We start from the raw sequence: 15,988 nt of genomic DNA, 5'->3' as shown, positions 1-15,988 counted from the left end.
CGCTACCGGCGGCTACCTCCGGCCGCGAGGCCGTAACCCTCGGCGATCGGCTGACAACTCCCGGCCAATCGGCGGTTGTGGACCTTTCGGCGTGGCGTCGCGGGCAGGCCGGGCGGCTCCGGCGGGCGTAATCTTGGCTCGCTCGTACACCGCCGATTGCGCACGCCGTCGAGGGGAAGGGTGACTGCATGAGCAGCGTCTGGGAGAGCCTGACCGTCGACGCCCGCGATCCGGCCCGACTGGCCCGCTGGTGGGCCGAGGCGCTCGGCTACCAGATCACCACCGAGAAGCCGGACGAGGTGGAGATCCGCCAGTCCGCGGACCGGCTTCCCGGCCTGGTCTTCGTGCCGGTCGCCGACGGCAAGGAGCGGAAGAACCGGCTGCACCTGGACCTGCGCCCCGCCGACCAGGAGGCCGAGGTCGAGCGGCTGGTCGACATGGGCGCCCGGCACGTCGACATCGGCCAGGGCGACGTGCAGTGGACGGTGCTGGCCGACCCGGAGGGCAACGAGTTCTGCGTCTTGCGGCAGAAGGCTTAGGTCGGTGACCGGTTGACCGCAGTGCCGTCCGCCGCGGCGGACGCCCGGCTGGTCGAGGAGGCCCCCAAGGACACCGGCCACCGCCGGTCACCGTACGAGCGCGACCGCGCCCGGGTGCTGCACTCCGCGGCCTTCCGCCGGCTGGCCACCAAGACGCAGGTGCACACCGCCGGCACCGACGACTTCCTGCGCACCCGGCTCACCCACTCGCTGGAGGTCGCCCAGATCGCCCGGGAAATGGGCGCCCGGTTGGGCTGCGACCCTGACGTGGTGGACGTCGCCGGGCTCGCCCACGACCTCGGGCACCCGCCGTTCGGGCACAACGGCGAGGCGGCGCTGGACCTGCTCGCCACGCCCTGCGGCGGCTTCGAGGGCAACGCGCAGACGCTGCGGGTGCTGACCCGGCTGGAGGCGAAGGTGCTCGCCCCGGACGGCTCGTCCGCCGGGCTGAACCTGACCCGGGCGTCGCTCGACGCCATCGGCAAGTACCCCTGGGCGCGCCGGCCGGGGCAGCGGAAGTTCGGGGTGTACGCCGACGACGTCCCGGTCTTCGACTGGATCCGGGCCGGCGCGCCCGGCGACCGGCGTTGCCTGGAGGCGCAGGTGATGGACTGGGCCGACGACGTCGCGTACTCGGTGCACGACGTGGAGGACGGCATCCACGGCGGGTACGTGTCGCTGCGCCCGCTGCTCGCCGACGCCGACGAGCGGGCCGCCCTCTGCGCCGACGTGGCCGCCACCTACTCCGGGGAGTCCCCGGGCGACCTGGCCGAGCTGCTGGTCGAGCTGCTGGCGGACCCGCTGCTGGCGCCGCTCGCCGGGTACGACGGCAGCCACCGGGCGCAGGTCGCGCTGAAGGCCACCACCAGCGGGCTGACCGGTCGGTTCGTCTCCGCGGCGGTGGCCGCCACCGAGGAGCGGTTCGGCCCCGGCCCGCACCGCCGCTACGCGGCCGACCTGGTGGTGCCGCGGCTGGTCCGGGCCCACTGCGCCCTGCTCAAGGGCATCGCGCTGCGCTACGTGATGCGTCGTCCCGGCTTCCGGGGCCGCTACGAGCTGCAGCGGACGATGCTGGCCGAGCTGGTGGCCGCGCTGGTCCGGCGGGCGCCGGACGGGCTCGATCCGGTCTTCGCCCCGCTGTGGCGGGCCGCGCCGGACGACGCCGCCCGGCTCCGGGTCGTGATCGACCAGGTCGCCTCGCTCACCGACCCGGCGGCGGTGACCTGGCACACCCGTCTGGTCGGCGGCAGCGCACCGCCCGTGGGGGACGGCGAAGATTAGGCTAGCCTAAGTGGCATGACGGAACGCCCCAGGAACGTCACCTCGGTCCGGGTGCTGCGCACCGAGCGGCCCACCCCGCACCTCATCCGGCTCGTCCTCGGCGGGGACGGGCTGGCCGACCTGCCGGTGGGCGAGTTCACCGACCACTACATCAAGGTGGTCTTCCCGCAGCCCGGCGTCGCGTACCCGCAGCCGCTGGACCTCGCCGCGATCCGCCGGGATCTGCCCCGGGAGCAGTGGCCCCGGCTGCGCGCGTACACCGTGCGGCGCTGGGACCCGCTCGCCGAGGAGTTGACCGTCGACGTGGTGCACCACGGCGACGAGGGGCTGGCCGGGCCGTGGGCCGCCGCGCTGCGCCCGGGCGATCCGGTGCACTTCGTCGGCCCCGGCGGGGCGTACGCCCCGAGCCCGGACGCGGACTGGCACCTGCTGGTCGGCGACGAGAGCGCGCTGCCGGCGATCGGCGCCGCCCTGGAACGGCTGCCGCTGGGCGCACCGGCCCATGTCTTCGTGGAGATCGCCGATCCGGCGGAGGAGCAGAAGCTGCTCAGCCCGGGCGCGGTCCAGCTCACCTGGCTGCACCGCGGCGAGCGTCCGGTGGGCGCCGCTCTGGTGGCGGCGGTACGGGAGCTGGAGTTCCCGCCGGGCCAGGTGCACGCCTTCGTCCACGGCGAGGCGATTTTCGTCCGGGAGCTGCGCCGGCTGCTGCGCGCCGAGCGCGGGGTGCCCGCCGATCGGCTCTCCATCTCCGGGTACTGGCGGCGCGGCATGGACGACGAGGGCTGGCGCTCGACCAAGGCCGACTGGAACCGGCAGGCGGCGGCCGAGGAGGCCACGGCCGCCTGAGCACGGTCAGCCGCCGGACCGGCGCTCCCACTCCTCGCGGACCGCGGTGAGCCGCCGGTTGAGCAGCACGGCGTATCCGACGATCGCCACGGCGATCAGGAACAACAGCAGACGCGGCTCGCGTACCGTCGCGCCGATCAGGCTGACCGAGGCCACCCCGTAGCCGGCGATCGCCAGCCGGGCCCTGCTCGGCCGGTTCGAGAGCGCGTACAGGCCCAGCCCGCACAGCGTCCAGACCACCACCGAGGCGGCCAGCAGCAGCCGCACCTCCATCGGCAGCCGTGTCGTGCCGGTGTCGACCAGCCGGACCGCCTGCCCGAGCGACCAGCCGAGCAGCAGCAGCGAACCGCCGAGCGGGATGTGCAGGTAGGTGTACGCCTGCCCGCCGAGCAGGCGGGTCGTCGACAGGCCCGTGGTGACGAAGGTGGTGTAGACCCACCAGACGGCGGCCGGCACCACGAAGGCCAACCCGGCGGTGAGGATCATGTGCGGCCGGGGGTGGTCCGGCACGGCGAAGAGCAGGCTGGCCAACGCGCTGCCCAGCACGATGATGGTGAACTGCCCGATCCGTTCCGGCAGGTGCCGGCGGTCGACCGGCCACTGCTCGAGCCGGTGCCGGCCGACCCAGGGCGTGGCCAGCTCGATGCCATCGCGACGATCCACAGCACCGGGCGCAGTGCGGTGGGCACGACCAGCGAGACCAGCCAGATCAACCAGCCCAGCCCGAAGCCGAGCAGGTAGACCGAGGTCACCGTCCCGGCCCTCGGGCTGGTCGACCGGGCCCGCAGGTAGAGCAGGAGCAGTACGCCACGGACGATCAGGTAGCCGATCGGCAGCAGCCGGCTCTCCGGCACCTCGTCCACGCCGAGCGTCATCGCGCCGGCGCCGACCAGCGCGACCAGCACCAACAGCCGGTGCGGCAGGTCGTCCGGGTCGAATCGGGTGTCGTAGTAGACCTGCCCCAACCAGGCCCACTGGACCACCACGAAGAGCCCGATCACGGCCAGCATGGCTGTCGGTGTCGGGGTCGGGTCGGTGCCCAGCCGGGCCACCACCGCCGCCAGCGCGTACACGAAGATGATGTCCAGGAAGAGTTCCAGCCAGGTGGCGTGCCGGTGCCCGGCCTCGTCCGTCAGCGGTGCGGGCCCGCGCACGCCCAGCCAACCGGTCAACCATCCCGGCAAGCGGGCGCTGACGGTCCGTACCCTGGGCATCTGGTCATCGTCCCCGCGCGGGCCCGGCTCCCGGGCCGGAACCGGAGAGGCCGACAGCGGCCGTCGCCACACCCGCGTCCCCCGGCCGCCGCGTCGTCGGTCCGGCAGGGCAGGATGTACGGCGAGGGGGTGGCGCATGGCTGGGCGGATCCGGGACGAGGACATCGCACTGGTCCGGGAACGCACCTCGATCGGGGATGTGATCTCCGAGACGGTCACCCTGAAGTCCGCCGGTGGCGGCAACCTCAAGGGCCTGTGCCCGTTCCACGACGAGAAGAGCCCGTCGTTCAACGTCTCTCCGGCCCGCAACGTCTGGTACTGCTTCGGCTGCGGGGCCGGCGGCGACGCGATCAAGTTCCTGATGGACGCCGAGCACCTCAGCTTCGTCGAGTCCGTCGAGCGGCTGGCTGGGCGCGCCGGCATCCAGCTGCGTTACATCGAGGACGACAAGGGCACCCCGCGCCCCCGCCCCCAGCAGGGCCAGCGCCAGCGCCTGGTGGCCGCGCACGCCGCCGCGGTCGAGTTCTACCGGGCGCAGCTCAGCACCGCCGGCGCCCGGCCGGCGCGGGAGTTCCTGGCGCAGCGCGGTTTCGACCGGGCCGCCGCCGAGCGCTACGGCTGCGGCTTCGCGCCGGAGGGCTGGGACCTGCTCACCAAGCACCTTCGCCAACAGGGCTTCAGCCACCAGGAGCTGGTCACCGCCGGGCTGTCCCGCGAGTCCCGCTCCGGCACGCTGATCGACCGGTTCCGTCGCCGGCTGCTCTGGCCGATCCGCGACCTCGCCGGTGACGTGATCGGCTTCGGCGCCCGCAAGCTCTTCGACGACGACGACGGGCCGAAGTACCTGAACACCCCCGAGACGCCGATCTACAAGAAGTCGCACGTGCTCTACGGCATCGACCAGGCCAAGCGGGAGATCGCCAAGCAGGGCCGCGCGGTGATCGTCGAGGGCTACACCGACGTGATGGCCTGTCACCTGGCGGGCGTGACCACGGCGGTGGCGACCTGCGGCACCGCGTTCGGCGCGGACCACATCGGGGTGCTGCGCCGGCTCCTGCTGGACACCGACTCGGTGGCCGGGGAGATCATCTTCACCTTCGACGGCGATGCCGCCGGGCAGAAGGCGGCGCTGCGCGCCTTCTCCGACGACCAACGGTTCGTGGGCCGGACGTTCATCGCGGTCAGCCCGGACAACATGGACCCGTGCGAGCTGCGGCTGGCCAAGGGTGACCTGGCGGTGCGCGACCTGGTCGCCCGGCGCGAGCCGCTGGTCGACTTCGCGCTGCGGCACGTGATCAGCCGGTACGACCTGGACACCGTCGACGGCCGGGTCGAGGCGATGCGGCGGGCCGCGCCGCTGGTCGCGCAGCTCAAGGACCGCGAGAAGCGCCCGGAGTACGTCCGCAAGCTCGCCATGGACCTCGGCATGGAGATCGAGCCGGTGCAGCGGGCGGTGCTCGCCGCCGCGTCCGCCCCGCCGCCCAGCGCTCGGGACGCCGCATCCGCTCGGGACGCCGCATCCGCGGCCCGCCCCGCCCCGGCCCGCCCCGAGCCGGCGCTGGACAGCCCGCAGTCGATGGTCGAGCGGGAGGCGTTGAAGCTCGCCCTCCAGCAGCCGGTGCTGGCCGGGCCCATGTTCGACGCGGTCGAGGCCACGGAGTACCGCCACCCGGTGCACGTCGCGGTGCGCGCCGCCATCGCGGCGGCCGGCGGGGCCGCGTCGGCGACCGGCGGCGCGGTCTGGATCGAGTCGGTCCGCGACGCCTGCGACGACCTGGCGTCGGCGGCGCTCGTCGGCGAGCTGGCCGTGGAGCCGCTGCGGATCGACGGCGAACCGGACCCGCGCTACGTGTCGATCACAATGGCCCGGGTGCAGTTCGGGTCGGTCACGGCCCGCATCCGGGACCTCAAGTCCCGGATCCAGCGCATCAACCCGGTCAACAACAAGGACGAGTACTTCGCCGCCTTCGGCGAGCTGCTGTCGCTGGAGCAGCACGCGCGGGCGCTGCGCGAGCAGGCCGCAGGAGGGCTCTAGATGGGACTGTTCAGCCGCAAGCCGAAGCTTCCGCCGGCCGACCGGCCGCCCCTGGCCGCCGACGAGCGGGTGCTGGCCTGGGCGGCGGCGGGCAACGGCGAGGGCGACGGGGTGGTGGTGGCCAGTAACCTTGGGTTGTGGCTGCCCGGCCGGGGGCACCGGCTCGGCTGGCACGCGATCCTCAAGGCGGTCTGGTCCGGTCGCGAGCTGACCGTCACGCCCGCCGAGACCCTCGTCGAACGCGACGGCTACACGGTGGTCGCCGACGGCCCGGCCGAGACCTACCTGCTGGTCGACCCCGGCGAGCTGCCGCACCAGGTCCGGGCCCGGGTGACCCGCTCGGTCGCGTACACCGAGCATCACCCGGTGCCCGGCGGCGCGGCTCGGGTGGCGGCTCGGCGCGTGGCCGGAGTGGACGGTCTGACCTGGACCGTCCGACTCGACCCCGGCACCTCGCCCGACGACGAGGACCTGCTCGCCGAGATTGACCGTCTGGTGACCACCGCCCGTGCCGCCACCGCACCGGTCGACGGCTAGCCGGTCGGGCGGCCCGTCGACCGCCCGACCCGCCGGCCAGGTCAGTTGGCGCCGAGATCCTCCAGCGCCTTGGCGGCACCGCGGTGCAGCGGCACCGGCTCGGTCTTGCGGGCGTTCTCCAGCGAGATGCCCCGGGCCGCCGGGTTCGCCTGGGCCAGGGCGTCCCGCTTGTCGAACACCGTCCGGGTGATCGCGCAGGCGACGTTGGCGTCCAGGTCCTTGCGGACCAGCAGCACGTTCGGCACGACGATCGTCGGGGTGTCCGCCGCCGTCCGGTACGCGTCCCGGCCGATCGTCCCGGCCTGGTAGGCGGGGCTCAACTCGTTCATCTTCGGCAGCAGCGGCGCGATGTCGATGAACTTCACCGTGTCGCCGGAGGTGGTGAACAGGTCGGTCAGGCCGCCGGTGGGCAGGCCACCGGACCAGAAGAAGCCATCGATGCTGCCATCCTTCATGCCTTCGACCGTCTTGGTCAGGTCGAGGCGCTGCGCCCGGATGTCCTTGGCCGGATCGAGGCCCGCGGCCTCCAGCAGCCGGTTGGCGATCACCTCCGTGCCGGACTTCGGCGACCCGGTGGAGATCCGCTTGCCCCGCATGTCGGCCACCGAGCCGATCTGAGCGTCGTTGCGGACGACGACCTGGGTGTAGTTGTCGTAGATCCGCGCGAGCGCCTCGACTGGCTGCGGCGCGGTGAAGCTGCCCTTGCCCTGAACCGCGTTGACCGCCGTGTCGAAGAGGGAGAACGCCACGTCGTACTGGCCGCTGACCAGTTGCTCGACGTTCTGCACCGAGGCGCCCGTCTCCGCGGCGGTGCCGGTGAGCTTGCCGCCGGTCGCCCCGGACAGCTGCCCGGCCAGGGCGTTGCCGACCACGTAGTAGACGCCGGTGGCGTTTCCGGTGGCGATGCCCACCCGGGTCTCCCGGCTCACCGCACAGGTGACCTCGTTGGCCGCGTCGTCCTTGGCCGCGCCGCCCTGCTGGCCCCCGCAACCCGCGGCGCCGACCGCGACGAGAGCCACCACGCTCAGGCCCGCCACGAGCCGTACGTCGATTCGTCTCACAGTTTCTCCTCCCGGAGGTTAGCTGGTGATCCGGCTCGCGGCCCGCCGGTCCGGCCGGCGGCTCCGCGTCGTACGAGCACCCCCGCGACGGCGACGGCGGCCAGTGTGGCGCCGACCGTGACCGGCACGGGTTCGAGCCAGAGCAGGGTGACGCCGGCGACCGCGCCGAGCACGCGCTCCGGGGCGCCGGCGGGGCCGACGCCGGGCAGCCAACCACCGGCGGCGACGGCGAGCACCGCCACGCTGAGCGCGGTGACCACACCGGCGAAGGCGATCCGCTGCGCGCCACCGATGCCGAGCAGCCCGAGCCCGGCCGGCGTGATCACGAAGGCGATCGGGGTCAGGTAGGCCGGCAACGCGTACCGCAGGGTCTGCCACATGGTCGGCACCAGCCGGCCGCCGGTGACCGCCGCTGCGGCCACCGCGGCGAGCGCGGTCGGCGGGGACACCTCGGACAGGACCGCGAAGTAGAAGACGAACATCGCCGCCGCCGGCGCCGTCACGCCCAGGTCGAGCAGCGCCGGGCCGACGATCACCCAGCCGATCACGAACGAGGCGGTGACCGGCACGGCCAGGCCCAGCAGGCTCAGTGCGACGGCCGCGAGCAGCGCGGTGAGCACCAGGACGAGGGTCGGGTCCGAGGTGACCGCCTCGGCCCCGCCGATCAGCAGCGCCGCCGCCTGCGGCCCGAGGCCGGTCTTCGTGGTGGTGGCCGTGATGATGCCGGCCGCGGCGCAGACGACGGTCACCGCCAGCACCCCGCGTACGCCGGTGACGAGCGCCGCCACCAGTCGGGCCGGGGTGAGCCGGTGCGCCCGGTCCAGGAAGGAGAGCGCGACCGCCAGGAGGGTGGCGAAGACGACCGCCCTCGTCGCGGACACGCCGACGGCGAGAAGCACGACGATGGCGATCAGCGAGGCGAAGTGGTAGCCGAACCGGGCCAGCAGGCGCCACGGCGAGCTGACGTCGATCACCACCGGGCGTACGCCGGAGCGCCGGGCGTCGATCTCCACGGCGAGCAGGATGCCGAGGTAGTAGAGCACCGTCGGCACGGTGGCCCAGCCCAGCACCTGGAGATACGAGACGCCGAGGTACTCGGCGATGATGAACGCCGCCGCCCCCAGGGTGGGCGGGGAGAGGATCGCGCCAACCCCCGCCGCGGCGAGCATGCCGCCGGCCCTCTCCGGGGGATAGCCGGCGCGGCGCAGCAGCGGCCAGGTGACCGCGCCGATGCTCACCGTCGTCGCGGCACCGGACCCGGAGACGGTGCCGAGAAGGAAGCCGGAGGCCACCGCCGTCCGCCCGGCGGCGGTGCGCGAGCGGCGGAACGCCGCCGCGGACAGCTCGACGAAGAACCGCCCGGCTCCGGATAGCTCCAGCACCGCCCCGTAGATGGTGAACAGCACGATGTACGAGGCGGCCACATCCAACGGCGTGCCGTAGAAGCCGCTGTCCGAGTTGTAGAACGCGTCGACCAGCTGGCTGAAGTCGAGCCCCGCGTGGGCGACCGGCCAGGCCTGCGGCAGCAGTCCGCCGTAGTAGCCGTAGCCGAGGAACAGCAGGCAGACCGCGGGCAGGATCCACCCGGTGGTCCGCCGGCACGCTTCGAGCAGCAGGAGCAGCAGGACGGTGCCCATCGCCAGGTCCATCGGCGCGAGCAGGCCCTGCCGGTCGAGGAAGGCGTTGTAGCCGCCGCCGCCCGTACCGATCCCGATCGGCAGCACGGGGTAGAGGCAGCCGATCACCGCCAGGGCCACCAGGGCCCAGTCCATTGCGGTGGGTCGCGCCGGCGCCGGACGTGGCAGGTCCGGCCCGGCCGGTCGGTCGGTGCCGCCGGTGCGGCGCAGCCGGGCCCGCAGCCGGGCTGCCAGCCGCAGGTCGGCCGGGTAGACCAGGAAGACCAGCGGCAGTACGCCCGCCAGGAAGAAGATCAGGTAGTACTTGCTGCCCTGCGCCAGCGGGCGGAACACCTGCCAGAGGGCGAGCCCGCCGACCGCCAGCGCCGCTGCGGTGAGGAGCAGACCGGCCGGCCCGGACAACACCCGCCCCGGCTTCTCGTCCTCGAACTGGGCGGCCAGGTCCCGCGTCGCCCGTTCGGCGTCGATGCGGGCGTCGTCGTCGGCCAGCCCGGTCTGCTCGGCGCTGGCGGCCGGACCGGGCGCGCTCGCCTCGGCCGCTCTCGGTCGGGGTGGTGCGCCGCCGTCGCCCGGTGCGGGCTCATCGGCGGGGGAGTTGGCCGGCTGTGCGGGTGGCGGCGAACCGTCGGGCGAACGGGTGGGCGACACGAGGGGACGATACACGTCGATCAAGCGGCGGGTGGGGCATCGACGGGTGTTTCGTCGCGGTGCGATCGGGGTCGGCGTCGTCCCGCCGCCCCTGGTGGAATTTGCCTGGAGAGCTGTCGGACCCGGCCGCTAGGGTCGGACGGTGACTTCGGGGCGACCACTGATTCAGGCTCGTGGGCTGGTGAAGCGGTTCGGCGACTTCACCGCTGTGGACGGCATCGACGTCGACGTGCGCTCGGGCGAGGCGTTCGGCTTCCTCGGGCCCAACGGCGCCGGCAAGTCCTCCACCATGCGGATGGTCGGCTGCATCTCCCCACCGAGCGGGGGCGAGCTGCGCATCCTCGACATGGACCCGGTCCGCGACGGGCCGGCGATCCGGGCCCGGCTCGGCGTCTGCCCGCAGCTGGACAACCTCGACCCGGAGCTGACCGTCCGGGAGAACCTGACCGTCTACGCCCGCTACTTCGGCATCTCGCGGCGGGCGGCCCGGGAGCGGGCGGCCGAGCTGCTCGACTTCGTCCAGCTCACCGAGCGGGCCGACAGCAAGGTCGAGCCGCTCTCCGGCGGGATGAAGCGTCGGCTGACCATCGCCCGCGCGCTCGTCAACGAGCCGGAGATCGTGCTGCTCGACGAGCCGACGACGGGGCTCGACCCGCAGGCCCGGCACCTGGTCTGGGAGCGGCTGTTCCGGCTCAAGCAGCAGGGCGTCACGCTGGTGCTCACCACGCACTACATGGACGAGGCCGAGCAGCTCTGCGACCGGCTGGTGGTGATGGACGGCGGGCGGATCGTCGCCGAGGGCTCGCCCCGGGCGCTGATCGAGCGGCACTCCACCCGCGAGGTGGTCGAGCTTCGCTTCGCCGCCGAGTCGCAGGAGCCGTTCGCCGGCAAGCTCGCCGGGCTGGGGGAGCGGGTCGAGGTGCTGCCCGACCGGGTCCTGCTGTATGTGCCCGATGGCGACGCGGCGGTCGCCGAGGTCTCCGCGCTGGGGCTCAGTCCGGCCAACGTGCTGGTGCGGCGCAGCGGCCTGGAGGACGTCTTCCTGCACCTGACCGGCCGCACCCTGGTCGACTGACGGTCGCGGGCCGAGCTGCTGAGCCGCCAACGATCGCGGCTCGGTGGGCTCTGGCCGCTTTCCGGGCGGGGAGGCTGCGCGTGAGCGGGGAGCGCTGTCCGTAGCTGATCATGGGTAACATCTGCGCGCCCGGTCGACGCGCCCGTCCGACCGGGAGCTGACCACGGGGGTTTCATGTCCGACGTGCAGACCAACAGCCGGCACCAGGCCGGGCTGACTGCCCTCTACCTGGGCATCTTCGGGATGGTCTGGTTCAGCGTGCCGGCCGCGGAGCAGCCGTTGCGCGCCCTGCTCGTGGTGGGCAGCATCGCCGCACTGCTCACCGCCGTGGCGGGCGGCGTGCTGTCGGCCCACACCCGGGGCGCGGGCGGCCCCCGGGACCGGGCTACCGACCGGCGGTACCTGCTCATCGTCGTCGCCGAATTCGCCGCCGCGGGGCTGGGCGCCGCCGTGCTGGCCGCCGCCGGCTGGTCCGAGTACGTCCCGGTGCTGGTCTGCGCGGTGGTCGGGCTGCACTTCTTCCCGCTCGCCCCGTTGCTGCGGGACCCACTGCTGCGGCCGCTCGGCGTCGCGCTGTGCGTGGTGGCGGCGGCGGGCCTCGTCGCCGCGCTCGCCTCGGCGGTGTCCGCCGGTCTGGTGATCGGCACCGGCGCGGGGCTGCTGCTGCTCGGCTACGCCGTGCAGGCGCTGGTCCGCGCCCACCGGCCGGCCTGACCGGCGCGTACGAGCCGGTCGAGTCGGGACAACTCGACTTCCGGAAACCCGGGCGACATGCCGGCGGGGTCGCCGTAGGGTGACCGGCGGCCTGTCGTACCCCGGGGGTAGGAAGGTCGGCGTGACGGGCGTGGTGTGGCGGAGGTGGTCGTGGTGAGCGTGGCGGGTTCGGCGCGGGAGCGGGCTCGGCCCGCGTTGCCACGGGTGCCGGCGCTCGCCGTGTTCGACTACTTCCTGGTGGGTTACCGGCGCACCTGGCGGGCCGGGGTGTTCTCCTCGTTCCTGCTGCCGGTGCTGACCGTGCTCGGCTTCGGGCTCGGCGTCGGCGCCTACATCGACCAGGGCGTCGGTGGGGTGCGTTACCTCGACTGGCTGGTCCCCGGGCTGATCGCCTCGACCGCCCTCCAGGTGACCGTCGGCGACTCGACGTGGCCGGTGTTCAGCAACTTCCAGTGGATCAAGACGTACTTCGCCCAGAGCGCGGCCCCGCTGCGGGTGGCCGACATCCTGGCCGGGCACCTGGCCTTCGTGATGTTCCGGGTGCTCACCGCGATCGCGGCGTTCCTGCTGGTCACCGGGCTGTTCGGGGCTCTGCACTCGGCGTGGGCGGTGGCCACCCTACCGGTGGTGGCGCTGCTCGGGCTGGCCGTGGCCGCGCCGACCTTCGCGTACGCCGCGTCGGTGTCCAGCGACAGCTGGCTGGCGATGCTGTTCCGGTTCGCCGTCATCCCGATGACGCTGTTCGCTGGCGTGTTCTTCCCGGTCGAGTCGTTGCCCGACGCGCTGCGCTGGCTGGCGTACGCGACGCCGCTGTGGCACGCCGTCGACCTCTGCCGTGCGGCCACGCTCGGCGTCGCCCCACAATGGTCGGTCGCCGGGCACCTGCTCTACCTGGTGGCCTGGTCGCTCGCCGGCTGGCTGCTGGCGCTGCGCGCGTTCCGTCGCAAGCTCATCGTCTAGGGAGTGGTCGTGGTCACGCTGATCCTGCCTCGGCTGGTCGACGTCTCCGCCGCGTCCCGGCGGTCGGCGTCCGTGGTCGAGCGCAACGTCGCGGCGCTGAAGTCGGTCTACTGGCTGCTGCTGCTCTCCGGCTTCGTGGAGCCGCTGCTCTACCTGCTCTCGATCGGGGTGGGCGTCGGCACGCTGGTCGGCGACCTCCCGCTGCCCGACGGGCGGCTGGTCCCGTACGCCGAGTTCGTGGCTCCGGCGATGCTCGCCTCCTCCGCGATGACCGGGGCGCTCGCGGAGACGACTTTCAACTTCTTCGGCAAGATGAAGTACATGAAGCTGTACGACGGGGTGATCGCCACCCCGGTACGGCCGTTCGAGATCGCCCTCGGCGAGTTGGGTTGGGCGATGCTGCGGGGCAGCGCCTACTCGGCCGCGTTCCTCGGGGTGATGGTCGCACTGGACCTGACCACCGTCGCCCGGGCGCTGACCGCCTTCCCGGCCGCCGCGCTGGTCGGGTTCGCGTTCGGTGCGCTCGGCATGGCGCTGTCCACCTTCATGCGCAGCTGGCAGGATTTCGACCTGATGGGGTCCGCCCAGTTCACCCTTTTCCTCTTCTCCGGGACGTTCGTGCCGGCGCAGGCCTATCCGACCCTGCTGCACTGGCTGATCGAGGTCACCCCGCTCTACCGGTCGGTGCACCTGATCCGCGGTCTGGCGCTGGGCGGCAGCGGTTGGTCCTGGCTGCTCGACGTGCTCTACCTGCTGGCGATGATGGCGCTCGGCCTGCTGGTCGCTTCCCGCCGGATGGGCAGGTTGCTCTACCGGTAGGGGTTACCCGCCGCCCTCCTCGGGGCATGTCGGAGGCGACACCACGACGATGAGGAGGGGCGATGGCCTCCGACCAGTCTTCCGTTGGCGGCGGGCGTGACCGTGACTCGGCTCGTGGGCCGGTCGGCCCGGACGAGGGGCCGGAAAGCCCCGCCGACCTGCCCGGCAGCGGCTGGAAGGCGGCGCTGCGCCGGACGGTCACCGAGTTCCAGGACGACAGCCTGACCGACTGGGCGGCGGCGCTGACCTACTACGGGGTGCTGTCCATCTTCCCCGGCCTGCTGGTGCTGATCTCCCTCCTCGGCCTGCTCGGCGAGAGCGCCACCCAGGGCGTCACGGACACCGTCAACCAGGCGGTGCCGGAGGGCAACATCCGGCAGATCATCACCGACGCGATAGGCACAGCGGACAAGAACGGCGGCCTGGCCAGCATCGCGGCGATCCTCGGTCTGCTGGCGGCGTTCTGGTCCGCGTCCGGGTACATCGGCGCGTTCATGCGCGCCTCCAACGCCATCTACGACGTGCCGGAGGGGCGGCCGATCTGGAAGACGCTGCCGATCCGGCTCGGCGTGACCGCGGTGATCGGGGTGCTGCTGCTGGCCAGCGCGGTGATCGTGGTCTTCACCGGCCGTCTCGCCGAGCTGGTCGGTGATGCGATCGGCCTCGGCTCGACGGCGGTCACGGTGTGGGATGTCGCCAAGTGGCCGGTGCTGCTGATCCTGGTCAGCCTGATGTTCGCGATCCTGTACTGGGCGTCGCCGAACGCACGGCACGGCGGGTTCCGCTGGGTCAGCCCGGGCGGTGTGCTGGCCGTGGTGATCTGGCTGGTGATCTCCGGCCTGTTCGCCTTCTACGTGAGCAACTTCGGCTCGTACAACAAGACCTACGGGGCGCTGGCCGGGGTGATCATCTTCCTGGTCTGGCTCTGGCTGAGCAACATCGCGATCCTGCTGGGCGCCGAGTTCGACGCGGAGCTGGAGCGCAGCCGGGCCATCTCGGCGGGCCACTCGGTCGACGAGGAGCCGTACGTCGAGCTGCGCGACGACCGCAAGCTCAAGAAGAAGCGGAACTCCGCCCGCCGCCGCTGACCCGTCCGCGCCGATCGCCCCGCCACCTGCATATCGGGTGGTGGGGCGGTCGCGTGTCCGGCGGTGGCACATCGGGCGAGCGGACCCGGGCGCTCGGTGATCCTTTTCTTGATCGACTAGTAGCTTTTGTTCTTTCGGACAAAAGTTGGGATCAGAATGGCTGAAGCTCTGGACAGGCGGCACGGAACGCTCCTACTGTGTCGGACACAACACATCGGCATTGCGCCGATGTGAACGAGTCCAATGAAGAGGTGAGTCCGGGTGCGGACCGTCGACCCCCTGCACGTCCGGCTGTTGCGGTTACTCCGCGACGAGGGGGCCGTGTCCCGGGCCGAGCTGGCCGACCGGCTGCAGATGCCCCGCCCGCGTCTCCTGGCTGAGCTGGACCGACTGGTCGCGTTGGGCTACGTCGCGGAGGCCGGGCTCGCCGCCTCCCGGGGCGGGCGTCGCTCCACGCTGGTCGAGCTGAACCCGAAGCTGCGGTTCGCGGCCGTCGACCTGGGCGCCAGCTCGATGGACGTCGAGGTGGTCAACGGCCGGCTCGAACCGGTGGCCCACTACGCCGAAGCCGCCGACATCCGCAACGGACCGAAGGTGACCCTGCAACGGGTCAACGAGCTGCTGCACAAGGCAAAGGTCGACGGCGCGTACGAGCGGCTGGACGCGGTGGGCATCGGCGTGCCCGGCCCGGTCAGCTTCCGCGACGGCGTCCCCGTCTCGCCGCCGATCATGCCCGGCTGGGACCGGTTCCCGGTGCGCGAGCTGCTCAGCCGGGAGCACGGCTGCCCGGCGGTGGTCGACAACGACGTCAACATCATGGCGATCGGCGAGCGACACGGCGGGGTGGCCCACTCGGTGGACGACTTCCTCTTCGTGAAGATCGGCACCGGAATAGGGTGCGGGATCTACCTCACCGGGGAGGTCTACCGGGGCACCGACGGCTGCGCCGGGGACATCGGCCACATCCAGGTCGACGCGCACGGTCCGATGTGCTCCTGCGGCAACGTCGGCTGCCTGGAGGCGTTGTTCAGCGGCGCCGCGCTGGCCAAGGACGCCACCGCCGCCGCCCGCAGCGGGGTGTCGCCGGCGCTCGCCGAGCGGATGGCCCTGCGCGGCGTGGTGACCGCACTCGACGTCGCCGAAGGCGCCGTCGAGGGGGACGTGACCTGCATCCAGCTGATCCGTGACGGCGGACGGCGGGTCGGCGGGGTGCTCGCCGGCCTGGTCAGCTTCACCAACCCGTCGATGATCGTGATCGGCGGCGGGCTCGCCCAGCTCGGGCACATCCTGCTCGCCGAGATCCGCAGCGTGGTCTACCGCCGTTCGCTGCCGCTGGCCACCGGCAACCTGCCGGTCGTGCTCTCCGAGCTCGGCGGTCGGGCCGGCGTCGCCGGCGCGGCGGTGCTCGCCAGCGACGTCGCCTTCGCGGAGGCGTCATGAGCCCGCAGTCGCAAGCCGGAAAACCGTCGTGAGCGAGGAGGAGACCGTGGCCCATTCCGAGGAGAACGCCGCCACCGAGCCGACGGCCACCGGT

At 72.7% G+C, this 15,988-nt stretch carries 12 protein-coding genes and 2 pseudogenes; 11 read left to right on the top strand and 3 right to left on the bottom strand.

The window, feature by feature from the left end; translation table 11 throughout:
• The first annotated feature begins 188 nt into the window (after positions 1–188).
• The 3 genes from BUS84_RS16340 to BUS84_RS16330 are packed head-to-tail and all read left to right on the top strand — an operon-like array spanning position 189 to position 2,666.
• Complete coding sequence (locus BUS84_RS16340) at positions 189–539, top strand: VOC family protein (protein WP_074313552.1); 351 nt, start codon at positions 189–191, stop codon at positions 537–539.
• A 21-nt stretch (positions 540–560) separates the two neighbouring features.
• Complete coding sequence (locus tag BUS84_RS16335) at positions 561–1,820, top strand: deoxyguanosinetriphosphate triphosphohydrolase (protein WP_143728638.1); 1,260 nt, start codon at positions 561–563, stop codon at positions 1,818–1,820.
• Positions 1,821–1,835: 15 nt separating this feature from the next.
• Positions 1,836–2,666: a siderophore-interacting protein gene (locus BUS84_RS16330; RefSeq protein ID WP_074313548.1), complete on the top strand. Its 831-nt coding sequence runs from the start codon at positions 1,836–1,838 to the stop codon at positions 2,664–2,666.
• A gap of 6 nt (positions 2,667–2,672) precedes the next feature.
• Here the strand turns inward: BUS84_RS16330 and BUS84_RS41435 are convergent.
• Positions 2,673–3,880 (bottom strand): annotated as a pseudogene (locus BUS84_RS41435) (low temperature requirement protein A).
• Between the two features lie 114 nt (positions 3,881–3,994).
• Here BUS84_RS41435 and dnaG point away from each other — a divergent pair.
• Positions 3,995–5,915, top strand: a pseudogene (dnaG, locus tag BUS84_RS16315) (DNA primase).
• The gene (locus BUS84_RS16310; RefSeq protein WP_074313540.1) at positions 5,916–6,452 is read left to right on the top strand and encodes a hypothetical protein; all 537 of its coding nucleotides are present in this window, start codon (positions 5,916–5,918) and stop codon (positions 6,450–6,452) included.
• A 41-nt stretch (positions 6,453–6,493) separates the two neighbouring features.
• Here the strand turns inward: BUS84_RS16310 and BUS84_RS16305 are convergent, their stop codons facing one another.
• Together BUS84_RS16305 and BUS84_RS16300 are read right to left on the bottom strand one after the other, a co-directional pair.
• Positions 6,494–7,513, bottom strand: a complete 1,020-nt coding sequence (locus BUS84_RS16305) for a TAXI family TRAP transporter solute-binding subunit (protein WP_074313538.1) — start codon at positions 7,511–7,513, stop codon at positions 6,494–6,496.
• Positions 7,510–9,798, bottom strand: a complete 2,289-nt coding sequence (locus BUS84_RS16300; RefSeq protein WP_074313535.1) for a TRAP transporter permease — start codon at positions 9,796–9,798, stop codon at positions 7,510–7,512. Before BUS84_RS16300 ends, BUS84_RS16305 begins: the two co-directional genes overlap by 4 nt.
• Before the next feature lie 142 nt (positions 9,799–9,940).
• Between BUS84_RS16300 and BUS84_RS16295 the strand changes: the two genes are divergently transcribed.
• The 6 genes from BUS84_RS16295 (at position 9,941) to BUS84_RS16270 (ending at position 15,894) form a co-directional block, all read left to right on the top strand.
• Positions 9,941–10,873: an ABC transporter ATP-binding protein gene (locus BUS84_RS16295; RefSeq protein WP_074313532.1), complete on the top strand. Its 933-nt coding sequence runs from the start codon at positions 9,941–9,943 to the stop codon at positions 10,871–10,873.
• Positions 10,874–11,047: 174 nt separating this feature from the next.
• Entirely contained in the window at positions 11,048–11,587 is a 540-nt protein-coding gene (locus BUS84_RS16290; protein WP_074313530.1) for a hypothetical protein, read from the top strand.
• 159 nt (positions 11,588–11,746) lie between these two features.
• Entirely contained in the window at positions 11,747–12,547 is an 801-nt protein-coding gene (locus tag BUS84_RS16285) for an ABC transporter permease (RefSeq protein WP_074318850.1), read from the top strand.
• A 9-nt stretch (positions 12,548–12,556) separates the two neighbouring features.
• Positions 12,557–13,366, top strand: a complete 810-nt coding sequence (locus tag BUS84_RS16280; RefSeq protein ID WP_074318849.1) for an ABC transporter permease — start codon at positions 12,557–12,559, stop codon at positions 13,364–13,366.
• A 62-nt stretch (positions 13,367–13,428) separates the two neighbouring features.
• Positions 13,429–14,454: a YihY/virulence factor BrkB family protein gene (locus tag BUS84_RS16275; protein WP_074313528.1), complete on the top strand. Its 1,026-nt coding sequence runs from the start codon at positions 13,429–13,431 to the stop codon at positions 14,452–14,454.
• Between the two features lie 261 nt (positions 14,455–14,715).
• Positions 14,716–15,894 (top strand): ROK family transcriptional regulator, encoded by a 1,179-nt coding sequence (locus BUS84_RS16270; RefSeq protein ID WP_074313526.1) that lies wholly within the window; start codon positions 14,716–14,718, stop codon positions 15,892–15,894.
• Positions 15,895–15,988: the final 94 nt, after the last annotated feature.

Source organism: Micromonospora cremea (assembly GCF_900143515.1).
Taxonomy (GTDB): Bacteria; Actinomycetota; Actinomycetes; order Mycobacteriales; family Micromonosporaceae; genus Micromonospora; species Micromonospora cremea.
This window is presented reverse-complemented; position numbering and strand designations above follow the sequence as displayed.

What these genes read in the sequence shown, in the direction of transcription:
- BUS84_RS16340 (WP_074313552.1), top strand. Translation starts at nt 189, where the DNA reads ATGAGCAGCGTCTGGGAGAGCCTGACCGTCGACGCCCGCGATCCGGCC.
- BUS84_RS16275 (WP_074313528.1), top strand. Translation starts at nt 13,429, where the DNA reads ATGGCCTCCGACCAGTCTTCCGTTGGCGGCGGGCGTGACCGTGACTCG.
- BUS84_RS16310 (WP_074313540.1), top strand. Translation starts at nt 5,916, where the DNA reads ATGGGACTGTTCAGCCGCAAGCCGAAGCTTCCGCCGGCCGACCGGCCG.
- BUS84_RS16330 (WP_074313548.1), top strand. Translation starts at nt 1,836, where the DNA reads ATGACGGAACGCCCCAGGAACGTCACCTCGGTCCGGGTGCTGCGCACC.
- BUS84_RS16290 (WP_074313530.1), top strand. Translation starts at nt 11,048, where the DNA reads ATGTCCGACGTGCAGACCAACAGCCGGCACCAGGCCGGGCTGACTGCC.